Genomic DNA, 22,592 nt, shown 5'->3' on the forward strand with positions numbered 1-22,592 from the left:
TCCCGAGGAGCTCGCAATGTCGCGACGCACACGATCCCTGCTGAGGAGACGCCTCGTCCCCACCGTCGCGATGGTTCTGGCCTTGCCGCTGGCCCTCGCCGGATGCGTTTCCGGCAGTCCGGCCGGCGGAGACGAGCCAGAACAGCAGTCGACCGACGCCTACTCCGGCGAGGTCGAGTGGTGGACCATCAACCTGCAGAAGAACTACGGGCCGGACATCCAGAAGTGGATCGACGCCTACCAGAAGGAACACCCGAAGGTGTCGATCAAGTGGGTCGACGTCCCGGGCCAGGACATCACCACCAAGCTGCTGGCGGCGATCGCCGGCGGCAAGGTGCCGGACGTCGTCAACTTCACGTCCGCCACCACCGGCCTGTTCGCCGGCTCGATGGCCGACCTGAACGGCCTGTTCAGCAAGGAAGACGTCGCCGCCTACCTGCCGAACCTGGCCGACCCGCTGGTTGCCGACGGCAAGCGGATCGCGATCCCCTGGTACAACGGCGGCACCTCGCTCGCGTTCTACAACAAGGATCTGCTGGCCAAGTCCGGCTTCGACCCGGCCACGCCGCCGAAGACGTACGACGAGGCGCTCGCCCTGGCCAAGGCGTACCACGACGCGACCGGCAAGTCCGCGACCAACTTCATGGCCTACTCCAGCGTGGTCCAGGCTGACGGCGTCAAGCTGCTGTCGGAGGACGGCAAGTCGGCGGCCTTCAACACGCCGGAAACGCTGGCTCTCGTGGAGAAGTTCAAGACCCTCTTCAGCTCGGGCGCGATCGCACCCGGCAGCCTCGGCGAGAACCAGCGCGATCTGCCCCAGTCACTGGAGAACAAGCTGATCGCCTTCAACCCGGCGGCCGTGTCCAGCTCACTGCTGAACGTCGAGAAGAACTCCCCGGCCGTCTACAAGTCGATCGTCGTGGGACCGCCGGTGACCGGTGCCGACGGCAAGTTCTACATGCCCGGCCAGCAGGTGATGGGTATCCCGGCCAAGTCGGACAACCAGGCCGCCGCGGCCGCGTGGCTCAAGTACGTCGCCGCGCCCGAGCAGCAGCTCGCGCTGTGCAAGCTGGTGCCGATCTACCCGTCGTCGGTGAAGGCACTGGCCGACCCGTTCTTCACTGACATCCCCGGCACCACGTCCGCCGACGAGGCGCGCAAGATTCTGCTGGACACGTTCAAGAACAGCGTGGACGCGTCAATGGGTTCGGGCAACGACGAGCAGCTGCGGAAGCTGTTCGACGACCAGATCCGGGCGTACATGTCCGGGACCAAGTCCGCCAAGGATGCGCTGGACGCCGCCGAGAAGGCGTGGAACGACACCCTCGCGAAGGGCAAGTGAGTTGGCGCTCGCGTCGGACAAACCGGTGAGCCGCGGAATCGAAAGGTCGGTGGGTTGGTGAGCAACGGGGTGCGGATCGGGATCGTCGGCGCCGGGATCATGGGGCGAGGCAATGCCTTGTCCCTGTCCGGGCTGCCGGAGGTCGAGGTCACCGCGGTGACCAGTCGTTCGGCGGACTCCGCCGGACGGCTGGCCGACGAGATCGAGGGGCGCGGTGCACCGCGGCCGGCGATCCATCCGGACCTGGAGGCCGTGCTGGCCGACACGTCGGTGGACGCGGTCGTCCTGACCACGCCGGATCATCTGCACGGCGAGATGATGGTCCGGGCCGCCGAGGCCGGGAAGCACATCCTGGTCGAGAAGCCGCTGACCACGTCCGTCGCCGAGGCGGACGCGGCGGTGAAGGCGATCCGCGAGAACGGTGTGGTCGCGATGTGCCTGTTCAACCACCGCTGGGTTCCCGCCTACGCGCAGGCCCACGATCTGCTCGCGGATCTCGGTGATGGAGCGGTCGCGTACGCCCGCAAGGACGACACCATCTTCGTGCCGACCGAGATGCTGTCCTGGGCCGACCGCACGACCTGCGCCTGGTTCCTGTCCAGCCACGACATCGACCTGGTCTCGTGGCTGCTGCGCGACCAGGTCCGCCGGGTCTACGCGACGGCCCGGTGGGGCAAGCTCCGGTCGCTCGGCATCGACACCCCGGATGCGATCCAGATCCAGGCCGAGTATTCGCGCGGGGCGGTGGCGACGTTCGAGTCTGCGTGGATCTACCCGAACACCTTCCCGACCACGGTCGACTCCTACGTCTCGGTCGTCACCGACAACGGCGTGGTCCAGCTCGACCGGCAGAAGGAGAGCGTCGTGGTGGCCCGCCCGGACGGGTACAGCTACCCGAGGAACATGCTGCAACGGGTGATGCACGGCATCCCGGCCGGTGCGTACGCCGACGCGATCGCGCACTGGGTCACCTGCTGCCGCACCGGCAGGCAGCCGCTGATCACGATCGAGAGCAGCCGGAACGTGACCGCCGTACTGGAGGCCGCGCACACCTCGATCGAGACCCGGCAGCCGGTCGACGTCTCGATGCTCGCTGAGCTGGCGTCCGACTCAGGGAACGCATGAACGCCACCACAGGCCCCGAGAAGCCGCGACACATCGACGGCCGGATCAACCGGATCGGGACCGACGACCTGATCAAGGCGTTCGGCTCCCCACCCGGCGTCCAGGACGTCGGTGCGTTGCGTGCCTTCGTCGCGGGCAGGCTCCGGCGGCCGGCGTGGCCGCTCCAGGAGTGGACCGACGCGATCCGATCCACGTCCGCGGCGGACGACGTACTCGCTGCGGCAGCTCCATTGCTGACCGGGGTGGAGGTGACCGGGCGCGAGCGCGGCCGGTCGCAGCGGTACGGCTTCCACTACCTGGGCTGGCTGTCGCCTGGTGTCCATGCGTGGATGTTGACCGGCTACGACCGGTACCTGCACGCGTTCGAGCAGCACCTCGAGGACTGGGTCGAGCAGCGTGACTCGGTGACCGGCGAGTGGCCGGGTCTGGACGTCATCTGGTACTCGCTCGGTACGTGGGCGCGCTGCCGGAATCTCCTGCCCACGCTGGAGGTTCTGACCGACTCAGCGCTGTCGGACCGCGCATGGGGCAGTCTCGTCGCCACGCTGGTCGGCGGAGCCCGCTGGGCGTACGACGAGCATGACGTCTTCCGCCATGGGAACTGGCAACTGGTGTGTGCGACCGAACTGCTGCACATCAGCGTCGTTCTGCCTGACCTGGTTGAGGCCAGGAGCTGGGCGGAGCGGGCGCGTGAGCGCATCGACGAGCACTTGCTGCTGGACGTCTACGGAGACGGCGGGCACTACGAGCGCTCCCCCGGCTATCACAAGATGTGCCTGACCGCGCTGCAGACGGCCGCTCTGCTCGACGCGGACGTGGCGGCGCACCCGAAGGTCGCCGCCATGCACCAGTGGTTGTGCGAGCTGGTCTCCCCCGGCGGCTGGATCCCGCACCTGCAGGACAGCGGCATCGAGTGGCCGGCCACGTCACTGCTGCGTGGCAGCTACGTGCTCGACAACCCAGCGCTGGCGCGGATCGCCGCGCAGTGGCTGTCTGCCGAGGACTTCGGGGTCGAGGCGGCGGCGCTACCCGCTTGGGACGACGCGGACAGGCAGCGGCGTTGGCTGGACACGGTTGCCACTGCACGGGAAGAGGCAGTGCCCACTCCAGCGCGGAGCACCGTCCTGGCCGACACCGGCTATGTGATCCTGCGCAGCGACGATCTGCAGGCCGTCATCAACTACGGACCGCATATCGAGCACGAGCTCGAGTCGCACTCACATCGCGCAGTACTCGACCTGGTCCTCGAGGGCTGGCAGCGACCGCTGCTGTGGGAGGCCGGTGGTCCGCCGAGCTATGACGATCCGGACTACCTGACCTGGTACCAGTCCGGTCGGGGTCACAACACCGTGCTCGTCGACGACCAGGAGCTGAGCACGGATCGCGGCGTACACGTCGATCCGCTCGTCGACACCGGGCAGGTCGCGGTCTTCTCCGGTCGCCACCACGGCAGCCTCGTACCGCAGTCGCGCACCATCGCGATGGTGCGCGAGGAGCCGGCCGTCGTGGTGGTCTCCGACGACAGCGCCGCCGGGGAGCACACGTTCCGCGCGCACTGGCACGCCCTCAACCCGTGGCAGCAGGTCGGTCCCCTCGCGTACGACGCTTCTGCCGCGGAGGGACCGGGGTTGCTTCTGCTCGAGACGGGCGATCCCTCGACCACAATGGTCGAGACATCTGAGGGCGTCGCCCGGCGCCCGCTCGTCGACAAGCCGGTCGCGGAGTACGGTCCGCTCTACTCGCTCGGGCTCACGCGTGACAGTGGGGAGTTCACCACCGTTCTGCTCCCGCATGCCAACGCTCAGGTGCCGGAGGTCTCGGTCACCCGTGACGACGACGGGTTGACGATCGATCATGGTGACACCGTCGACCGGGTGAGCCCCTCGACCTGGGTCCGGACCCGGTCCGGAAGGTTGTCCTGGGCAACTGGTTGGCGGACCCGCGCGCTGCTCGACCTGCTACGCACTTCGGAGGACGTGGACGTCTCGGCCACCGTCGCCGACGGGGCGCTTCGCCTCGAGGTGACCTGCTCCGGTCGTTGTGGGCTGTGGACCCGGCCGCTTGGTGACATCCGGCTCGACGGCGTGCTCGTCACCGCGGAGAGCGATGGCGACGGCTGGGCGCACCTCACCCTGCCGTACGCGGGGCGCTGGACGGTCGATGGGGCTCGCCATGACTGACGATGCCACCACCGGATGGTTCGACGCGCGCATCGTGACCGGTGCGCACCCGTCGTCCCTGGTGCCGTCCACCGACCGCGACGAGATCGCCGCTCACCTGGACGCCTATGCCATGTCGGGCGCTCTGGTCAGCGCGATGGCGTCGTGGCTGCATGACCCGCTGGGCGGTAACGCCGAGGCGACCGCGGTGGCCAACAGCCTCGCGGACCGCGGTGTGCTGGCCTGCTGGACCGCGGTTCCCACCACGCCGGGCGAGCTGGACTCGCTCGACAAGCTGGTCGCGCAGGCTCTGGCCGAAGGCGTCGCGGCGTTCCGGATTCATCCTCACTCCCACGGGTACGCACCGGATGCCTTGCTGGAGCTCTATGCAGCACTCGAGGGCAGCGGACTGCCGCTCTGCGTCGACACCGCGGAGATCGGCTGGTCGGACCTGGATGCGATCGCCACTCGCTTTCCGATGCTGCCGATCGTCGTGTCGAATCTCGGCTACCGCCAGTTGCGCAGGCTGTGGTCGGCGCTGCGCGACCACGACAACCTCTCCGTCGATCTCGTCGACTTCGCTGCGCACCAAGGCGTGGAGTGGCTCGCCGCGGAAGGGCTGAGCGATCGGCTGGTGTTCGCGACCGGACTCGGCGTACGTGATCCGGGCGAGAGCATCGTCCGTCTCGCCTGGTCCGGGCTCGACGACGACACGGTCACCCGGATCGGTGCAGATAACGCACGCCGGTTGTTCGCGGCAGGAGGACTCTCATGATCGGACGCCGGCCGCACCACCGGGTCGTCGACGTGCACGCGCACCTCGGGCCGTACTCGCTGTTCTACATCCCCGATCCCGACGCCGCGACGATGGTGTCGGTGATGGACCGGACCGGGACCGAGGTCACCGTGGTCGCCGCGAACCGCGCGATCCAGCAGGACGCGCACCTCGGCAACACCCAGGCCCTCGCCGCCGTCGACGCGCACCCCGGCCGGATCGCGGCGTACGCGGTCATCAATCCGTGGCAGGACCCGGAGCGCGAGCTCGAACGGCTCGCCGCCGACGAGCGGTTCGTCGGCATCAAGGTGCACCCGTCCCTGCACAAGTACCCGGTCACCGGAGCGCGGTACGCCGCCGTGTGGGCCTTCGCCGAGGAGACCGGTTGCCCGGTGCTCAGTCATTCCGAGCATGGATCGGCGTACGACGCTCCGGTGCTGTTCGAGGCGGTCGCGGCGAAGTACCCGCGGGCGCCGATCATCCTCGGCCACGCGGGCATCACGCCGGCCGGAGTGGACGAGGCGATCGAGGCCGCGGCCGGGCATGAATCGCTGTGGCTGGAGGTGTGCGGCTCGCAGATGACCGGGCCGCTGATCCAGGCGATGATCGATCGGGTCGGTAGCCGGCGGGTGCTGTTCGGCTCCGATTTCCCCTTCATCGACCAGCGGATGTCGCTCGGCCGGGTGGTGTGCGCGCCACTGACGGCAGGTCAACGCCAAGATGTTCTCAGCGGGAATGCCCGCAGACTGTTCCGGTGGCGCCAGCTGCCGGGAGGGACAGGGGAGGACGTCGATGAGTGAGGAACTCAGAGCGGCGGAGCCGGCGAACGGTGATCGCCTGCCCGCGGTGACCGTCGGGCTCTTCGGCCCGCGCAAGCTGGTGCGGATGATGTCTGAGGTGGCGATCGACGTCGCGCTGCGGCCTCAGAACCGGGTCCGGTTCGTGCCCGGCGGGTACGACGACCCGGGTGAGGCCGAGGAGCGCTACCTGCGGCTGCGGGACCGGATCGACTCGGCAGTGTTCCCCGGGCCGTGGGTGTTCGACCTGGCGACCGACGGGCACTGGCTGACGGTTCCGTCGACGCATCTCCCGCTGACCGGCGCCGCGCTGTACGCCGCCCTGCTCCGGGCGTCACTCACCATCGAGGACGTCGATCTCAGCCGGGTGAGCATCGACTCGCTGTCCGCGGCGGACGTCGAGGAGGCGTACGGCGAGATCGGCCTCGACACCACCAACGTCTACGACATTCCGTACGAGGGGCCGGAGTCGGTCGCAGGTTTCGCGGCCTTCCACCGAGAGAAGTGGGAGCAGCAGCACACCACGGTCGCCCTGACCACCATCCTCGCGGTCGAACGCGAGCTGCGGACCCAGGGCATCCCAGTGCTGCGGGTCGCCCCGACCCGAGCAAGTGTGCGGGACGCCCTGGAGACTGCGGTGCTGCTTGGCCAGGGCACCCGGATGGGCGCACACCAGCTCGCGATGATCGCCGTCCAGCTCATCCCGTCCGGCACGTCTCGCGCCGAGTCGGGTGACTACTGGCAGCAGGAGCTCGCACTGCTGACCCACCAGAAGCTGCTGTCGGAGGCACGACAGGTCGGCGCGTCGGTGGCGCGCCGGTCAGACACGTTGTTCCTCGTCACCACGACCCACGGTGCGCTGGTCCGGCTGACCGAGCAGTTCACCGTCGCCCCGTTCCTCAGTGCTCTGACGGCGCAGCTCGGCGTGCCCGTTGCCGTTGGTGCCGGTGCCGGACAGACGGCGCGAGCTGCCGAGGCCAACGCGCTGATGGCGGTGGAGGACTCCGTCAACGCCGGCGGCAAGGTAGCGGTGTACCTCGACGACACGAACGTGCGGACCGATCTCGCGCCGGGTCCGGCGGTCACCGAGACCGCGCCGCAGGACAGTACGCCGTCGATCGATCCGCGCGCGCTCGAGATCGTCACCTCGATCGCAGCCGCGACCACACCGGTGGCCGGCCAGCAGGTGGTCGTCGACGTCGAGAGCGTCGCGGACATCATGCAGGTCACCCCACGGACCGGCCGCCGGATGCTCAAGGAGCTGGTCGAGGCCGGCCTGGCCTGGCCGGTGCCGCCGGCGCGTTCGACCGGTGGCGGCCGTCCCCGTCAGCAGTTCCGGCTGCTCACCGAGAAACTCGACTGATCCGCCCCTTTGGAGGATGTTGTGCAGACCGTTGCCCGAGGCTACGAACGCACCGAGCGCCTGTACGAGCGCGCCCGCCAGGTGATCGCCGGCGGCGTGTCCAGCGACGCCCGGCGCGCCGACCAGCCGCTGTTCGTCGACCACGCCCGCGGTGCAGAGCTCTGGGACGTGGACGGCAACCGGTACGTCGACTACGTGCTCGGGCAAGGCCCCAACCTGCTCGGCCACGCGTCCCCGCTGGTCGCCGAGGCGGTCTCCGCCCAGGTCAGCCGCGGCGTCGCGTACGCCGCTCAGCATGAGCTGGAAGCGGTCGTCGCCGAGCGCCTGTGCTCGATGGTCCCGTCCGCGGAGCTGGTGCGCTTCAACAGCGTCGGCTCCGAGGCAGTGCACGGTGCGATCCGGCTGGCCCGCGGCCACACCGGCCGACCGAAGATCGTGAAGTTCGAGGGCAACTACCACGGCTGGCTCGACCCGGTCCTGTACAGCGTCCACCCCGACCTCGCCCTGGCCGGCGACGCGCAACACCCCGCTGCCGTCGGCGGTACGGCGGGCCAGCCCCGCAACGGTGCGGAAGACCTGATCGTCCTGCCGTACAACGATCTGCCCGCTGTCGAAGAGGTCTTCGCGGAGTCCGGCGACCAGATCGCCGCGGTCATTCTCGAGCCACTGCTGTGCAACACCGGCTGCATCACCCCGCAGCCCGGCTACCTCGCGGGACTCCGGGAGCTCACCCGTCAGCACGGCGCCCTGCTGATCTTCGACGAGATCATCTCCGGCTTCCGCGTCGCTCCCGGCGGTGCCCAGGAGTTGCTCGGCGTCGTTCCCGACCTGTCCGCCTTCGGCAAGGCGATGGCCGGTGGCATGCAGGTCTCGGCGCTGGTCGGAACCCGCGAGGTGATGGGATCGATCGCCAACGGGACAGTGGCTCATGCCGGCACCTTCAACTCGCACCCGGTCGCGATGGCCGCGGCAGACGCAGTACTGCGCCATCTCGACGTGCACCGCGACACCGTGTACCCGCCGCTGGTCGCCGCGGGCCAGCGGTTGATGGCCGGTCTGCGGGAATCGGCCCAGCGGCATGGCGTGCCGATGCTCGTCGATGGGCCCGGGCCGGTGTTCCAGACCTACCTGACGGACCAGGCCGAGGTGACCGACTACCGGTCGTTCGCGGCCTGCGACCGGCCGGCGATGACCAGATTCCACGCCGGGCTGTACGCGGCCGGGATCAACATCGTCCCCCGCGGCCTGTGGTTCCTGTCCACCGAGCACACCGACGACCAGATCGACGAGACGATCCGGGCAGCGGACGACGTGCTGGCCTCGTTGTAGCGTCCGTCGGCAGCTCGTATCCACCACGAGAAGGAGGCCGGTAGTCCGCCGTACTGCGGACTCCCGGCCTCCGTTTCGAGACTTGCTTTACGCGGTCTTCTCGCGGCGCTCGCGCTTGCGCTCGATCTGGTCGCGCGGGATCAGCGTGGGGTTCACGTTCTCCAGTACGACCTCGCCGGTGACGACGACCTTGGCGACGTCCTCGCGGCTGGGCACCTCGTACATCACGTTGAGCAGGACCTCTTCCATGATCGCCCGCAGGCCGCGGGCGCCGGTGCCGCGCAGCAGCGCCTGATCGGCGATCGCCTCGACCGCGTCGTCACTGAACTCCAGCTCGACGTTGTCGATCTCGAACAGCCGCCGGTACTGCTTGACCAGCGCGTTCTTCGGCTCGGACAGGATCTTGATCAGCGCATCGCGGTCCAGCGGGGACACCGTGGTGATCACGGGGAGCCGGCCGATGAACTCGGGGATCAGACCGAACTTGAGCAGATCCTCCGGCATCACGTCGGCGTACCCGCCGAGCTCCTTCGGCTTCTCCGGCTCGCGCGAGGTGTTGAAGCCGAGCGTCTTCTTGCCGACCCGCTGCTCCACCATGTGGTCGAGGCCGGCGAACGCGCCGCCGACGATGAACAGCACGTTGGTGGTGTCGATCTGGATGAACTCCTGGTGCGGGTGCTTGCGGCCACCCTGCGGCGGCACCGAGGCCGTCGTACCTTCCAGGATCTTCAGCAGCGCCTGCTGCACACCCTCGCCGGAGACATCGCGGGTGATCGACGGGTTCTCGCTCTTCCTCGCGATCTTGTCGACCTCGTCGATGTAGATGATCCCGGTCTCGGCCTTCTTGACGTCGTAGTCGGCCGCCTGGATCAGCTTGAGCAGGATGTTCTCGACGTCCTCACCGACGTACCCGGCCTCGGTCAGCGCGGTGGCGTCGGCGATCGCGAACGGAACGTTCAGCATCCGGGCCAGCGTCTGGGCGAGGTACGTCTTGCCGCAGCCGGTCGGGCCGATCAGCAGGATGTTGGACTTGGCCAGCTCGACCGCTTCGTCCTTGGCGTGCCGGCCGGCGCTCGAGCTGCCTTGACCGTCACGGACCCGCTTGTAGTGGTTGTAGACCGCCACCGCGAGTGCCTTCTTGGCCACGTCCTGTCCGACGACGTACGCGTTGAGGAAGTCGTAGATCTCGCGCGGCTTGGGCAGCTCGGTGAGTCCGACCTCGGAGCCTTCGTTCAGCTCCTCCTCGATGATCTCGTTGCAGAGATCGATGCATTCGTCGCAGATGTAGACGCCGGGACCGGCGATGAGCTTCTTGACCTGCTTCTGACTCTTCCCGCAGAAAGAGCATTTCAGCAGATCGCCGCCGTCACCTATGCGTGCCACCGGGACAGATCCCTTCTCTGAGCAGTCGAACCGTGGGCCAAGGGGGCGTAGAGGCCGCTCGGACCGGGTGCCGTGTGGCACCTCGGATCCCGATTCGACGGTACCGCGCCGATGGCCGAAAAGCCGCGCCCGCCGCCGCGTTGTGACTACGCCGCTGGCGAACGCGCTCCGCTATTGACAGCCCTCGTGTCAGCACCGTCGAACCGGGTCAGACCTGACTGAGACGCTCAGACACCGGCCGGAACCGGGGCCTTGAGGGTCTCAAGCACGTCGTCGATCAGGCCGTACTCGATTGCCTGCTGAGCGGTCAGGAACTTGTCCCGCTCGATGTCACGCGAGACCTCCTCCAGCGACTTGCCGCTGGCGTCGGCGATCATCTTCTCCAGCAGCGCGCGCAGCCGGAGGATCTCGTTCGCCTGGATCTCGATGTCGCTGGACTGCCCGTAGGTGCCCTCAGTGGCCGGCTGGTGGATGATGATCCGGCTGTTCGGCAGCGCCAGCCGCTTGCCCGGCGTACCGGCCGCGAGCAGTACCGCGGCGGCCGAGGCGGCCTGGCCCAGGCACACCGTCTGGACGTCCGGCTTGATGTAGCGGACGGTGTCGTAGATCGCGGTCAGCGCGGTGAACGAGCCGCCCGGGGAGTTGATGTAGATGCTGATGTCGCGGTCGGAGTCCATCGACTGCAGGCACAGCAGCTGCGCCATCACGGCGTTCGCGATCTCGTCGGTGATCGGCGTACCGAGGAAGATGATGCGGTCCTCGAACAGCTTCGTGTAGGGGTCGATCCGGCGCATGCCGTACGACGTGCGCTCCTCCCACTGCGGGATGAAGTAGTTCATGGTGCGTCCTTAACTGACGGAGTGGGAGATCAGGAGTTCGGGCTGCCGGAGGTCAGCTGCGCGGCGCTGGCGACCACGTGGTCGATGAAGCCGTAGTCCTTGGCCGCGTCGGCGGTGAACCAGCGGTCCCGGTCGGCGTCGTTCTCGACCTGCTCGAGCGGCTGGCCGGTGTGCTCGGCGATCAGCTTGAACAGCTGCGCCTTGATGTGCAGCGACTGCTCGGCCTGGATCTTGATGTCCGACGCCGTACCACCCATACCGCCCGACGGCTGGTGCATCATGATCCGCGCGTGCGGCAGGGCGAAGCGCTTGTCCTTCGCACCGGCGCAGAGCAGGAACTGGCCCATCGAGGCGGCCAGGCCCATCCCGACCGTCGCCACGTCGTTCGAGATCCACTGCATGGTGTCGTAGATCGCCATGCCGGAGTCGACCGAACCGCCCGGCGAGTTGATGTACAGCCAGATGTCCTTGTTGGGGTCCTCGGCGTTGAGGAGCAGCATCTGCGCGCAGATCGCGTTCGCGTTGTCATCGCGAACCTCGGACCCCAGGAAGATGATCCGGTTCTGCAGCAGGCGCTGGTAGATGTGGTCGTCGAGTCCGCCGGATCCGTTGCCGCCCGCGGCGGTGGGGCTGGCTGCAAATGTCTCGTTCACGAAGCCGACATTACTGGGCGGGGGCGACAGACCTAAGGCTGGGCCACAGGTGTTCGCTCACGGCGCACCGTGTCTGCCGTGAGCGAATTCCGGAAGCAGCCGCCTGCGAGGTTCGCGGCGCCGTACACAGGCGGCTGCGGTCTCCGGTGAACACCGTTCACCCCGGTTGGCCGGGAGTCACCAGCCGCAGACTGCGACCGCGCCGGAAGCGTCGGCGGGAACTCGATCCCGGGGAGTTCCGGCGCTCTCAGCAGGTACTTCGACCCGGGCGGCCGGCTGGTCCTGCACCGGCACGCGTGGTTCATCGAGGGAACAGGTCATGGCGCCAACGCTAGGGCGGCCGCCTTTCAGTTCCCTTTCAACGGCGAACGGCCCGGAACCACAGTGGGTTCCGGGCCGTTCGGCGTACTGCTGGTCAGGCCTTCGCGGGCTCCTCGGCCGGAGTCTCCTCCGCCGGGGCCGCCTCGGCCGCCTGCTCCGCATCCGGGTCGGCGTAGCTGCCGTCCGGCTGCAGGGTCTTCAGCTCGACCACGTTGCCGGAGGCGTCGGTCACCTTGGCGTTCTCGACCAGGTGGGCGAGCGCCTTGCCGCGGACGACCTCGGAGACCAGGCTCGGCACCAGGTTGTTCTCGACCGCGTGCTGGGCGAACTGGTCCGGGCTGACGCCGGAGCGCTGCGCGTGCCGCACGATGTGCTCGGTCAGCTCCTGGTCGTTGACGCTCAGCTCCTGCTGCTCGGCCACCAGGTCGAGCACGAACTGCGCCTTGATCGCGTCCTCGGACCGCTTCTTCAGGTCCTCGTCGAACTCGTCCTGGGTCTGCTCCTCGCCCTCCAGGAACTGCTCGAACGTCATCCCGGAGTACCCGAGCTGCTGCTCCAGGTTCTCCTTCCGGGCGGCCAGCTCGTCGGTCAGCAGGCCCTCGGGCACCGGCACCTCGACCAGGGTCAGGATCTTCTCCAGTACGGCGTCGCGTGCCTCGCCGGCCTGCTCCAGCCGCTTGCCGCGCTCCAGGCGGCCCTGCACGTCCGCCTTCAGCTCGTCGGCGGTGTCGAACTCCGACGCGGTCTGCGCGAACTCGTCGTCGAACTCCGGCAGCTCCTGCTCCTTGACCGCGGTCACGGTCACCTCGACGTCGACGTCCTCGCCCTTCAGCGAGCCGCCGACCAGCTGGGTGACGAAGGTCTTGCTCTCACCGGGGTTCAGCCCGACGACCGCCTCGTCCAGGCCGTCCAGCAGCTGGCCGCTGCCGACCTGGTAGGACAGGCCTGTCGCCTGCGCCTCCTCGACCTTCTCGCCGTCCTTGCTGGCGGACAGGTCGAGGGTGATGAAGTCGTTGTCCTGGACCGCGCGCTCGACCGGGTTCAGCGAGCCGAACCGCTGCCGCAGCGCCTCGATCTGCTCGGTCACATCGTCGTCGGAGACGGCGATGTCCTCGACCTCGGCCTCCAGGCCCTCCAGGTCCGGCAGCGTGATCTCCGGGCGTACCTCGACCTCGGCGGAGAACTGCAGACTCTCCTTGTCGTTGAACTCGGTCACGTCGACCTCGGGCCGGCCGATCGCCTTCACCTGGTTGTCACTCACCGCCCGCGAGTACAGCTTCGGCAGCGCGTCGTTGATCGCCTCCTCGAGCACCGGCCCGCGGCCGACCCGCTGGTCGATCACCTGCGGCGGGACCTTGCCCTTGCGGAACCCCGGGACGGTGATCTGCGAGGCGATGCTCTGGTACGCCGCGTCGAGGCTCTGCTTGAGTTCCTCGAACGGCACCTCGACGATGAGCTTGACCTTGGTCGGGCTCAAGGACTCGACGGTGCTCTTCACGGTGGCGGTTCTCCTTGATCGATGACGTTCACAGCGTGGGCGACAGCCCGCGCTGCAGCGGTGCTGCAGGGGGTTTGTCGGGGCGACAGGACTCGAACCTGCGGTCTCCTGCTCCCAAAGCAGGCGCGCTAGCCACTACGCTACGCCCCGCAGTGACCGGACGAGTCTAGTCGACCCGAACCAGTGCTCGCGCCACCACCCCGACCGACCATGCCGATCAGGACTCCACCCGTGGCGTTTTGAGTCCACCCCAGGGTATGTGGAATCATGTCCGAGCACCGCGGGTGTAGCTCAATGGTAGAGCCCCAGTCTTCCAAACTGGCTACGCGAGTTCGATTCTCGTCACCCGCTCCAACAGAAGCAGGCCCCAGCCACAGGGAATCGGCTGCTGGGGGCCCTCTCACTCCGGCGGGGATCGGCCGCCTCGCCGCCGATTCGGACGACCTTGCCAGCAGGATTCAGCGGGTGGGGTTCGGCTCGATGTAGTCGGGGGCGGGGTCGGTGGTGAAGCGGGTTGCGGCGATGGTTGTCGAGCCGGTGAGCCAGGCCTTCGCGATTCTGTGGCCGCCGTCCATCAAGCGTCCGTCTGCCGACAGGATCACCGGGTACCGGAGATCGGCCTTCTGGATACGGTCGGCGTGCTGGGCGACCATTCGGCAGGTGACCGGTCCGCCACCGAACCAGCAGTCCTCGTCGAACTCCCGGATGGTGTCGATCAGCACCAGCTCGACCGGAAGATCTTCCGCCAACTTCCAGAGCCGTTCGGTCAGGTAAAAGGCTCGGCCGCCGGGCACAGTGCGTGAGTGTCGTTCAGGCATCGCACCATCATCACTCGTTGGTCCACTCGGGTTTAGCGGCGTCGACGTTGCGACGTACTTGGGAACGGCGTTGATGTCGGCGTGGTGGCAGGCCTGCGTTGGGCTGTCTTAGCCGGCTGGCCAAGGGGGCGACACGTGGGTAGGGTCGCCCGGGTGTCGACGTGGACCACGCCTGAGCGACCCGAGCCGCCGTACAACCCGGTCGATGAGCGGGCCGCGCTCGAAGACCGCCTCGAGTTCCAGCGGACGACCTTGCTGCTGAAATGCGGCGGGCTGACGCCGGAACAACTGGCGCTGCGGTCGGTGCCGCCGTCGAAACTCTCGCTGCTCGGCCTGGTTCGGCACCTGTCTGGAGTCGAGGCCTGGTTCCATGCGTACGACGGGCAGCCGGACCACCTGTTCTTCTGGGACTACGCGCCCGGCTCGAAGGAAGGCTCCGAGGCGGTCGACATCGCGCATGCCGCCGACGATCTGGCCAGCTATCAAGCAAGCGTCGCCCGGTCGCGTCGGGCCGTGGCCGGTCGCAGTCTCGACGAAACCAGTCCCGGCGAGGACTACACCCTGCGGTGGATCTACCTGCACATGATCGAGGAGTACGCCCGCCACAACGGCCACGCGGACCTCCTCCGCGAACGCATCGACGGCACCACGGGCGAATAACCAGCCCGCCGGTTGGCTCAGTCCAGCGAGACGGGCCAGTCGTTCTCGGGGAGGAGTTCGCGGAGGGTCGACGTTCGGTGGCGGCCCAGAATGACCTCGGTATCAAGGTTTGCCGGGTCGATCTGGCGGATGAACTCTCGGCAGCGCCCGCAGGGCGGCACTACGTGCAACGCGCCGTGGTCGTCGGCTTGGCAGACGGCCACGATCCTCGCGATTTTGTACTCACCGGCAGTCACCATTGCCGCGATGGCAGCGTGCTCGGCACAGAATCCGGTACCGGAGGTGGTGTCGATACACACGCCGACGTACACACTGCCCGTGTCAGTGACGAGAGCCGAGGCCACATCTCCGAAGACTCGATCACCGACATGGTGAGGACGCAGTACGGCCGCGGCCGCGTCGATGAGGCTGTCGTTACTTTGAACGATCACGCACGGGAACCTAGCGGCGAAGTCCAGCTCGGGGCTATGGGATCTCGTCAGTGACCCAGGGCAGAAGCACGATCCTCTATCCTGGGCCGTTCGCTTCCGACGTTCAGGTGGTCTCGGGCTCGGCGGCGGTTGCGTACTGGAAGCGTCGTACTTCCTGTGGCCAACCGCAGGCCACCGCGATCTTTCCCGCCCACAGCCGCGCAGCCTCCTCGTCGGCCACGTCGACGACGGCAAAGCCGCCGAGGTACTCCTTGGTCTCGATGTACGGACCGTCTGTGAACAGCGGGGCACCGCTCGACGCGTCGACGCTGAACACGGGCGCAGCGTCGTCGAGGCCGCCGGTGAAGATGAGAACGCCGGCAGCCTTCATCTCTGCCCTCAGCGCGGTAGTCCGCTTGGACGCCGCGCGTAGATCGTCGTCCGTGAGATCGGGCACCCATACGTCGTTGAATGCGATGAGGTACTCCGTCATGTCTCCTCCTTCGCGGGGCGGCCCCTACGGCCACTCTCCACCTTCTCCACGAACGGCGGCAGCCCGATCCGACACCGCATCAGAAGGTCACAGGTCGCACCGCTCGCCGAGCTGCCGCTGCCGAGGTAGTCCTCGAGCGCCGTCCGAGCACCTGCCTTATTGCCACGGGCAGTCGGCAGGGGGCTCAGGCGTGGGTGTTTTGGATGGCTGGGCGGTGGAGGACGTAGCGCAGCATGGTGCCTGACTCGCCGTACTCGCTGGGGTCGGCGATTCCGTCGTACGTGAGGCCGGCGCGTTCGGCTGTGGCGCGGGAGGCGAGGTTGCGTTCGTCGATGGTCGCCACGACACGGTCCACCGGCCAGTTCTCGAACGCCCAAGCGGCCACGAGTGGGATCGACTCGGAGGCCGCACCTTTGCGCCTGCTCGCGGGGAAGACCACGTAGGACAGGTAGGCACTCCCCTGTCCTCGATCCGCTACGTCGATGCCGCCTGCGAGTACGTCGCCGAGCCAGATCCCCCAGGCACGCTTGCTCCCGGAACTCGCCCAGCTTTCGCGCGTCTCGCGGATGTACCGCACGACGTTCTCCCGCGGAGCGCGCCCCGGCGCCTCGAACCACCGCTGCTGCTCCACGTCATCACCAGCGTGCCAAGTATCAACATCGCCCATCGTGAGCACCCGCAAGACCACCCGAGCCCCCACCAACACAGGCCAATCCGAGTCCGCAGTTCCAGCCACCAACGGACCGTAGCAGTCGGCCGTGTCGCCTTGGCTTCCGCTGAAATACCGTAGGTCAGTTGGGCATCCAACAGAGGCAGAACGGGTGGCCGGCGGGGTCGGCGTACACCTGGACGCCGCGTGGGGCTGTGCGGTCGTCGGCGGCTTTCAACAGTCGTCCGCCGAGGCTGATCACCTGCTCATGGGCTGCGTAGTGGGCCTCAAGCCCTTCGAAGTAGAAGTCGAGATGCATCTGCTGGGGCGCGCCATCGGGCCAATCCGGCGGCACATGGTTCGGAGCGGACTGGACACCCAATGCCCACTCGCCATCGACCCAGATCGCGCGCCATCTGTCGCCCCACGCCTCGACAGTGCCACCCAGGAACGCCGCCCAGAACGCACTCTCCGCATCGATATCCGCAGCGTCGAACACGATCATCCGATGTTTGATGTCCATGGCTCGTCAGTGTGGCAGCACGCGGTACGTCGCACGCGCGACCGGCATGGACGCAGACCGAACACACCTCAGCGTGGGCTAGGGTCGCCGCGTGGGTCGGGTTGGGGATGGGACTTCGCGGTTGGTGGTTCTGCGGGGGAATTCGGGGTCGGGGAAGAGCACTACGGCGCAGGCGGTGCGGGAGCGGGTGGGCCGTGGGGTTGCGTGGATCGAGCAGGATTATCTGCGCCGGATCCTGCTGCGGGAGCACGACAGACCCGGTGCGCCGAACGTCGGTCTGATCGACCAGACCGCGCGCTACGCGCTGGAGAACGGCTACCACGTGATGCTGGAGGGCATCCTGTACAGCCCGACGTACGGCGACATGCTGCGGCAACTGATCGCGGATCACGTGGGCCGGACCGGCGTGTACTACTTCCAGCTCTCGTTCGACGAAACCGTCCGGCGCCACGCGACCCGCCCGCTGTCCGAGGTCGTCACCACCGAGCAGATGCGCGACTGGTACCAGCCGTGCGACCTGCTCAACGTTCCAGGCGAGCAGGTGATCGATCCGTCCAGCAGCCTCGACGAGACCGCCAGTCGCATCATCACCGACCTCACCTGGACCACGGGCGGCCGCGCGGCGAACCCACTCGACTGAGCTCAGTGCAGCGCAGGGAACCAGAGGTGGTCGGGAGCGATGCGATCGCGGAGCCAGTGACGGCGGTCGGCGTCCAGGAGGTGTACGACGTCCGCGAAGTCGTCGTTGTCCTTCGGCCGGCCACCGCGTGACTTGAACAGGAGCACGATTTCCGGCGCGAGGTACGGCGTACCGTCCGGCGACGTCAGCGTGATCTCGATGAGCGGCTTCCGGATGGTGCCTCGGCCGCGGTGGAAGACCCACTCGTCGGCGTCGGATGCGGCGAGCAGGATCTGGATCGGGCAGGGGTTCGCGTCGTCGGGGAAGACGAGCGCGTCGGGGCCGGGGGTGAGTTGGTCGTCCGGTTCCCACGGACGGCGCGTGCCGGACTCGGGGTGCTGGACCATGGGCCGCGGCATGGTGAACGTCTTGGCGACCTGATCGAGATCGCGGGCCAGAACCAGTACATCCACGTCGCTGTGCGGCCGACGTACCCGGCCCGCGAACAGATCCAGCGCCCACCCGCCGGCCACCCAGTACGAACTTGGATAGCCGTCGAAGAGAGAACGGGCCGCCCGCAACTGATCAAACGAATCCACAACAGGACTCCTCGCATGAGTTGGATGCGGTGAGCCCCGAGAGGGTCAGAGCCGCCGGGGAGATCGGCGAGGCGGCACCGCGCAGATAGACCGCATGTGCACCACCTCCTTCACGCTCTGACTCGACCGCAGGCTAGCAGCGCAGTGCGCCGACCACCCAGGCAATTACCGAGCGCGGAAGTGGTGCGCGGCCTCCTGGACTGTGGTCCACCGGTCGGACTGCTGCTCGCCGTGGATCAGCTCACGGATGATGTCGGCGTGACCGGCGTGCTGGGTGGTCTCCGCAACCATGCGGATCAGGAGTACGCCGAGGGTGGTGGCCTGATGGCCCTCGCTCCAGTGCGCCACGTGACCGGGACTGTCGAGGTCGAGCTCAGCGATCGTGTCGTCGGAGTGAGCCCAGGCCTGCCGGTACACGCCGGTGATGTACTCGCTCGACTCGTCCGGCGTCGCCCACATGTCGATCTCGTCGTACGGGTTGTCCCTGAACCACGACGGCCGCTCGACCGGAGGACGCCCGAACGCCTCCCCCAGGTACCCGTACTCCAGCCCGGCCAGATGCTTCACCAACCCCAGCAGATTGGTGCCGGTCGGAGTCAACGGCCGCCGCCGGTCGTACTCCGACAGTCCGTCCAACTTCTCGAGCATTACAGCCCGGCTCGCTTGCAGCGCGCGCGACAACTCCCGCTTCACGTCGGTACGTCCAGTGCTGTGAGGAGGTTGTCGACGACCTTCGATGGTGGCGGCGTCGCGTCGACGATGAGGGCGCCGTACCGCGCGTTGTTGAGTTCCGCTGTGGCGTGCCAGGCGAGCTCCAAATCGTCATCCCGGTCCGCCGACTTCCCCACCCCAGACCCGCCAGTCACGTACACCAAAGACACCCGCGCATTCTCCACCCAGCAGCGCGGTCGAGCTACGGGTTCTGGCGGAGGAAGGCGATGCCGTCGATGGTGGCTGGGGCGGTGGACGTGGAGATGATCTTGACGGCGCCGGAGCGGTAGGGAGTGATCGGGAGGTAGGTGACCTTGCGGGCCGTGGTGGTGGCGGCCAGGGAGACCGTGCCGATCTTGATGTTGGCGTGGTAGATGTCGACGCGGCCTTGACCGGGACCGTGGATGGCGACCAGGGCGATGCGGGCGCCGGCCTCGGCGGTCTTGGTGAGGTAGGCGCCGTTCGCCTTCAGGATCGAGGTGGTGCCCTTGAACGCGAGCGTGCTGGTCGAGCGGGTGACGGTGCCGGCCGAGGTGAGCGCGCGGTCGTCCTGCGGTGCCACCGAGCAGAGCTGCGCCGACCACGCGGTCGTGTTGCCCAGGTAGTCACGCGCCCGAACCATGAAGCACTCGTCCCAGCCGAGGCGTGGGGTCCACGCGATCGACCGGATCTTGGTCTTCTGCCAGGCCGGCGGGTAGATCCACGCACCCAGCGGGTTCCCGGGCGACGCGACCTTGTAGACGATGTCGTACGAATCGACGTCCGTGTCGTCCTTGTACCCCCAGCTGAACACCGCCGACCCGAGCTGCACCCGGTCCCCGATCCGCAGTGTGATCAGACCGGGCGCCGTACCGTCGACTTCACTGCAGTACGACGTACTCCACCCACTCAGGTTGCCTGCGTAGTCACGTGCACGGACCTGCCAGCAGGTGTCCGTGCCGAGCGGCGCGGTGGTGCTCGCGGCGGTGCCCTTCAGCCCCTGCCAGCCTGCCGGCTGGTTCCAGGCGCCGTACGGCGAGGTGCGGTTGGGGCGCGTCTGGGTACGCAGGTCGTAGGTGGCGACACCGGACGCGGGAGAGTTCGGGTCGGTCGGGTCGGTGAAGGCCCACTGGAACGAGAGGCTCGTGTTGTCGCGGATCCGGTCGCCCGCGGACGCACTGGTCAGCACCGGCGCAGTGGTGTCGGGCCGCTGCTGCGGATCGGCAGCGAGCCAGGTCAGGCTGATCACCCGCGCCCGGTTCTGCGGGTCCGCGTACACGATCTTGGTCGCACCGGAGCCGTCGGTGCTGAGGCTGGCCGGTGCAGTGCGGATCGGTCCGTAGAGGCGCTGCCCTAGGGCCTGGTCGTTCAGATCGGTGACCAGCAAGTTCCCGGACGCGGTCTGGACCGTGAAGCCGTTGCCGACCTGGGCGTCGGCGGCCACGATCAGGTTGCGCGGAGCCTCCGGACCCTTCACGTCGACCAACTGGTTGCAGCCGCTCAGCAGCGCCCAGCGTCCGTTGACACGGCCCGGACCGACCGTGCACGCGCTGGCGACGAGGATGGTCTTCTCTGCGTTGGTACTCAGGTCCTTGCCGATCAGCTGACCGGGCTCAGTCACCTTCCACACCGTGCTGTCGGCCATGGCGAACGGCGGCGCGTAGTCCGCCAGCTTCGCCTTGGTCGCGACGTCGTACACCTCCACAGTGGCGGCGTTCGGCGTACGGTGCGACACGAGCTTGCCGCCCTTGCCCAGCACGACCTCATCGGTCGCCGGGAACGTGAGCCCGCCGACCTTCGCCGTACCGGAGTCAAAGGTGAGCAGCGACGACCCCTCCAGCTGGAGCGGCTTGGTGTCGTTGGAGCCGCCGGTCGCGGTCCAGGTGGTGCCGTTGTTGCTGGTCTCGTAGACCGCGTGGTCCGTGGTGTCCGACGCGACCACACGCGCCCCGGACATGCCGACATCAGCCACCGTGCGGCCGGCGACCAGCGTCCCCTCCCCCAGGTGCTGCGGTGGATCGGCGGCCATGACCTGACTGGCAGCCAGCGGAACGAGTACGACGACACAGGCGGCAGCCACCTTGACCCGCAGATTCAACACCAGACTCCCCCTCGCGGCGCTCCCCAGCACCTCTGCACAAGGGGGCACCCTAGCCACCAACCCCCAACCAAGGGAAGTCGCCCCATCACCGACGGCCAGGGCCCGTGTTTCGCGTGCAGTGAACACGCTCTGCCGGGGGCGAACACAAGTAGTCGCATGACTCTGCTGAGTGACAGGTTGCTTGGCATGGCATGGGTTGTGAGGGGCGAGTTCCGCAAGCTGTGGATCGGGCAGCTGGTGTCGGCGTCGGGCAGTGCGATCACCACTGTGGCGCTGCCGCTGGTGGCTGTCGTCACGCTGCAGGCGTCCGCACTGCAGATGGGTCTGCTGTCCGCTCTGAGCATCGCGCCGCACCTCGTCTTCGGCCTGCCGGCCGGTATCTGGGTCGACCGGTGGCCGCTGCGCCGCATCCTGATCGTCACGGACCTCGGCCGCGCCGTACTGCTCGGAACCATTCCGTTGGCCGCGGCAACGGATTCGCTGCGCATCGAGCAGCTGTACGTCGTCGCCGTACTGACCGGAGTGCTGACTCTGCTGTCGGACACGGCGTCCCTGACCATGCTGCCGTCGCTGGTGCCGCGGGAGGATCTGATGCGGGCCAACAGCGCCGCTCTGCTCAACCTGAACCTGGCCTCGACCATCGGTCCGTCGGTGGCCGGCTTCCTGGTGCAGCTGGTGACTGCGCCGTTCGCGATCCTCGTCGACGCCGCGTCGTACCTCGTCGCCGCTACGGCGTCGTACCTGATCCGCGAGCCGGTACGGGCGTCTGCGGCGCACACCCGGGCGCGCCTGACCACCGGGCTGCGGGCGATCTTCAGCGACCGGATCCTGACTTCTCTGACGCTGTCCGCGACCACGGCCGCACTGGCCGGCGCGATGCAGGGGCCGCTGGTCGTCCTCTACCTGGTGCGTGAGCTGCACTGGTCGCCCGGGTTCGTCGGCGTCGCTCTGACCGCGTTCGGTGTCGCTGCCGTGGCAGGGACCTTCGTCGCCACCGCCTGGTGCAGCCGGGTCGGCATCGGCCCCGCGTACATCTCCGGCGTACTCCTGGCTTCGCTGAGTGGTGTTGCCCTGGCCACGGGCGTCACTCCGATGATCTACGCCGCTCAGGCGCTGTCCGGGCTCGGCATGGCGCTCTTCGGTGTTCCCCAGCGCACTCTCCGTCAGTCCCTGGCCCCGGCCCACCTGCTCGGTCAGGTCACGGCCACCTGGCGGACGGTCGTGATCGGAGGCCAAGCCGCCGGCGCCGCCACCTCAGGCGTCCTGGCCACCGCGATCGGCATCCGGCCGACCCTCCTCCTGGCCACCGCAGGCATGCTCCTCGGCGTCCTGATCGCTCTCGTCTCCCCGCTCCGGACCTTCCGTTCGCTCCCGGCCATAGACCCGCAGCCGCGATCGATGGCTGAAGACTGATTGCGAAACGTGATGAGTGTGACGGCTGCTACC

At 67.9% G+C, this 22,592-nt stretch carries 23 protein-coding genes and 2 tRNA genes; 11 read left to right on the forward strand and 14 right to left on the reverse strand.

What is annotated here, in order from left to right:
* The first annotated feature begins 16 nt into the window (after nt 1–16).
* From ACIBG5_RS30405 to ACIBG5_RS30435, 7 genes are read left to right on the forward strand one after another with little or no spacing between them, the layout of a single operon-like run.
* The gene (locus ACIBG5_RS30405; protein ID WP_396394923.1) at nt 17–1,342 is read left to right on the forward strand and encodes an ABC transporter substrate-binding protein; all 1,326 of its coding nucleotides are present in this window, start codon (nt 17–19) and stop codon (nt 1,340–1,342) included.
* 57 nt (nt 1,343–1,399) lie between these two features.
* Entirely contained in the window at nt 1,400–2,467 is a 1,068-nt protein-coding gene (locus ACIBG5_RS30410) for a Gfo/Idh/MocA family protein (RefSeq protein ID WP_396394924.1), read from the forward strand.
* Nucleotides 2,464–4,647 carry a heparinase II/III family protein gene (locus ACIBG5_RS30415; RefSeq protein ID WP_396394926.1) on the forward strand — a complete coding sequence of 728 codons (2,184 nt, stop codon included), beginning with the start codon at nt 2,464–2,466 and terminating at the stop codon, nt 4,645–4,647. The genes ACIBG5_RS30410 and ACIBG5_RS30415 overlap by 4 nt, the downstream gene beginning before the upstream one ends.
* Nucleotides 4,640–5,401 carry an amidohydrolase family protein gene (locus tag ACIBG5_RS30420; protein ID WP_396394928.1) on the forward strand — a complete coding sequence of 254 codons (762 nt, stop codon included), beginning with the start codon at nt 4,640–4,642 and terminating at the stop codon, nt 5,399–5,401. The genes ACIBG5_RS30415 and ACIBG5_RS30420 overlap by 8 nt, the downstream gene beginning before the upstream one ends.
* The gene (locus ACIBG5_RS30425; protein ID WP_396394929.1) at nt 5,398–6,201 is read left to right on the forward strand and encodes an amidohydrolase family protein; all 804 of its coding nucleotides are present in this window, start codon (nt 5,398–5,400) and stop codon (nt 6,199–6,201) included. The genes ACIBG5_RS30420 and ACIBG5_RS30425 overlap by 4 nt, the downstream gene beginning before the upstream one ends.
* On the forward strand, nt 6,194–7,561 hold the full coding sequence (locus ACIBG5_RS30430; protein WP_396394930.1) for a hypothetical protein: 1,368 nt from the start codon (nt 6,194–6,196) through the stop codon (nt 7,559–7,561). Before ACIBG5_RS30425 ends, ACIBG5_RS30430 begins: the two co-directional genes overlap by 8 nt.
* Before the next feature lie 21 nt (nt 7,562–7,582).
* Nucleotides 7,583–8,890 carry an aspartate aminotransferase family protein gene (locus ACIBG5_RS30435; protein WP_396394931.1) on the forward strand — a complete coding sequence of 436 codons (1,308 nt, stop codon included), beginning with the start codon at nt 7,583–7,585 and terminating at the stop codon, nt 8,888–8,890.
* An 87-nt stretch (nt 8,891–8,977) separates the two neighbouring features.
* On the opposite strand, the gene clpX is transcribed toward ACIBG5_RS30435, so the two are convergent.
* From clpX to ACIBG5_RS30460, 5 genes are all read right to left on the reverse strand, one after another.
* Nucleotides 8,978–10,273 carry an ATP-dependent Clp protease ATP-binding subunit ClpX gene (gene clpX, locus ACIBG5_RS30440; protein WP_360370783.1) on the reverse strand — a complete coding sequence of 432 codons (1,296 nt, stop codon included), beginning with the start codon at nt 10,271–10,273 and terminating at the stop codon, nt 8,978–8,980.
* Nucleotides 10,274–10,500: 227 nt separating this feature from the next.
* The gene (locus tag ACIBG5_RS30445; protein WP_396394932.1) at nt 10,501–11,112 is read right to left on the reverse strand and encodes an ATP-dependent Clp protease proteolytic subunit; all 612 of its coding nucleotides are present in this window, start codon (nt 11,110–11,112) and stop codon (nt 10,501–10,503) included.
* A gap of 29 nt (nt 11,113–11,141) precedes the next feature.
* A complete protein-coding gene (locus tag ACIBG5_RS30450; RefSeq protein WP_131349683.1) occupies nt 11,142–11,765 on the reverse strand; it encodes a ClpP family protease in 624 nt (207 codons plus the stop codon).
* Between the two features lie 415 nt (nt 11,766–12,180).
* The gene (gene tig / locus ACIBG5_RS30455; RefSeq protein WP_396394933.1) at nt 12,181–13,584 is read right to left on the reverse strand and encodes a trigger factor; all 1,404 of its coding nucleotides are present in this window, start codon (nt 13,582–13,584) and stop codon (nt 12,181–12,183) included.
* A gap of 77 nt (nt 13,585–13,661) precedes the next feature.
* Nucleotides 13,662–13,734 (reverse strand) — tRNA-Pro (locus tag ACIBG5_RS30460).
* A 130-nt stretch (nt 13,735–13,864) separates the two neighbouring features.
* On the opposite strand from ACIBG5_RS30460, the gene ACIBG5_RS30465 reads away from it, so the two are divergent.
* Nucleotides 13,865–13,938: transfer RNA gene (locus ACIBG5_RS30465), tRNA-Gly, on the forward strand.
* 104 nt (nt 13,939–14,042) lie between these two features.
* On the opposite strand, the gene ACIBG5_RS30470 is transcribed toward ACIBG5_RS30465, so the two are convergent.
* Nucleotides 14,043–14,402 (reverse strand): hypothetical protein, encoded by a 360-nt coding sequence (locus ACIBG5_RS30470; protein WP_396394934.1) that lies wholly within the window; start codon nt 14,400–14,402, stop codon nt 14,043–14,045.
* Between the two features lie 153 nt (nt 14,403–14,555).
* Between ACIBG5_RS30470 and ACIBG5_RS30475 the strand changes: the two genes are divergently transcribed.
* Entirely contained in the window at nt 14,556–15,062 is a 507-nt protein-coding gene (locus ACIBG5_RS30475) for a DinB family protein (protein WP_396394936.1), read from the forward strand.
* Between the two features lie 17 nt (nt 15,063–15,079).
* Here ACIBG5_RS30475 and ACIBG5_RS30480 read toward each other — a convergent pair whose 3' ends face one another.
* The 4 genes from ACIBG5_RS30480 to ACIBG5_RS30495 form a co-directional block, all read right to left on the reverse strand.
* Nucleotides 15,080–15,493, reverse strand: a complete 414-nt coding sequence (locus ACIBG5_RS30480; RefSeq protein ID WP_396394937.1) for a cytidine deaminase family protein — start codon at nt 15,491–15,493, stop codon at nt 15,080–15,082.
* 103 nt (nt 15,494–15,596) lie between these two features.
* On the reverse strand, nt 15,597–15,965 hold the full coding sequence (locus tag ACIBG5_RS30485; protein WP_396394938.1) for a YciI family protein: 369 nt from the start codon (nt 15,963–15,965) through the stop codon (nt 15,597–15,599).
* Between the two features lie 184 nt (nt 15,966–16,149).
* Nucleotides 16,150–16,701 (reverse strand): GNAT family N-acetyltransferase, encoded by a 552-nt coding sequence (locus ACIBG5_RS30490; RefSeq protein ID WP_396394939.1) that lies wholly within the window; start codon nt 16,699–16,701, stop codon nt 16,150–16,152.
* Between the two features lie 55 nt (nt 16,702–16,756).
* Entirely contained in the window at nt 16,757–17,137 is a 381-nt protein-coding gene (locus tag ACIBG5_RS30495) for a VOC family protein (RefSeq protein ID WP_396394940.1), read from the reverse strand.
* Nucleotides 17,138–17,261: 124 nt separating this feature from the next.
* Here ACIBG5_RS30495 and ACIBG5_RS30500 point away from each other — a divergent pair, with 124 nt between their 5' ends.
* Nucleotides 17,262–17,777 (forward strand): AAA family ATPase, encoded by a 516-nt coding sequence (locus tag ACIBG5_RS30500; RefSeq protein ID WP_396395017.1) that lies wholly within the window; start codon nt 17,262–17,264, stop codon nt 17,775–17,777.
* A 2-nt stretch (nt 17,778–17,779) separates the two neighbouring features.
* Here ACIBG5_RS30500 and ACIBG5_RS30505 read toward each other — a convergent pair whose 3' ends face one another.
* The 4 genes from ACIBG5_RS30505 to ACIBG5_RS30520 all read right to left on the reverse strand — a co-directional run bounded on the left by ACIBG5_RS30505 (nt 17,780) and on the right by ACIBG5_RS30520 (nt 21,146).
* Nucleotides 17,780–18,355, reverse strand: a complete 576-nt coding sequence (locus ACIBG5_RS30505; RefSeq protein ID WP_396394941.1) for a nucleotidyltransferase domain-containing protein — start codon at nt 18,353–18,355, stop codon at nt 17,780–17,782.
* Between the two features lie 165 nt (nt 18,356–18,520).
* The gene (locus ACIBG5_RS30510) at nt 18,521–19,048 is read right to left on the reverse strand and encodes a DinB family protein (protein WP_396394942.1); all 528 of its coding nucleotides are present in this window, start codon (nt 19,046–19,048) and stop codon (nt 18,521–18,523) included.
* The gene (locus ACIBG5_RS30515; RefSeq protein WP_396394943.1) at nt 19,045–19,236 is read right to left on the reverse strand and encodes a hypothetical protein; all 192 of its coding nucleotides are present in this window, start codon (nt 19,234–19,236) and stop codon (nt 19,045–19,047) included. Before ACIBG5_RS30515 ends, ACIBG5_RS30510 begins: the two co-directional genes overlap by 4 nt.
* A gap of 32 nt (nt 19,237–19,268) precedes the next feature.
* Nucleotides 19,269–21,146: a hypothetical protein gene (locus ACIBG5_RS30520; protein WP_396394944.1), complete on the reverse strand. Its 1,878-nt coding sequence runs from the start codon at nt 21,144–21,146 to the stop codon at nt 19,269–19,271.
* A gap of 186 nt (nt 21,147–21,332) precedes the next feature.
* Here ACIBG5_RS30520 and ACIBG5_RS30525 point away from each other — a divergent pair, with 186 nt between their 5' ends.
* Entirely contained in the window at nt 21,333–22,559 is a 1,227-nt protein-coding gene (locus tag ACIBG5_RS30525) for an MFS transporter (RefSeq protein WP_396394945.1), read from the forward strand.
* The last annotated feature ends 33 nt before the right edge of the window (nt 22,560–22,592 follow it).

This window comes from Kribbella sp. NPDC050241 (assembly GCF_044459685.1).
Classification (GTDB): Bacteria; Actinomycetota; Actinomycetes; order Propionibacteriales; family Kribbellaceae; genus Kribbella.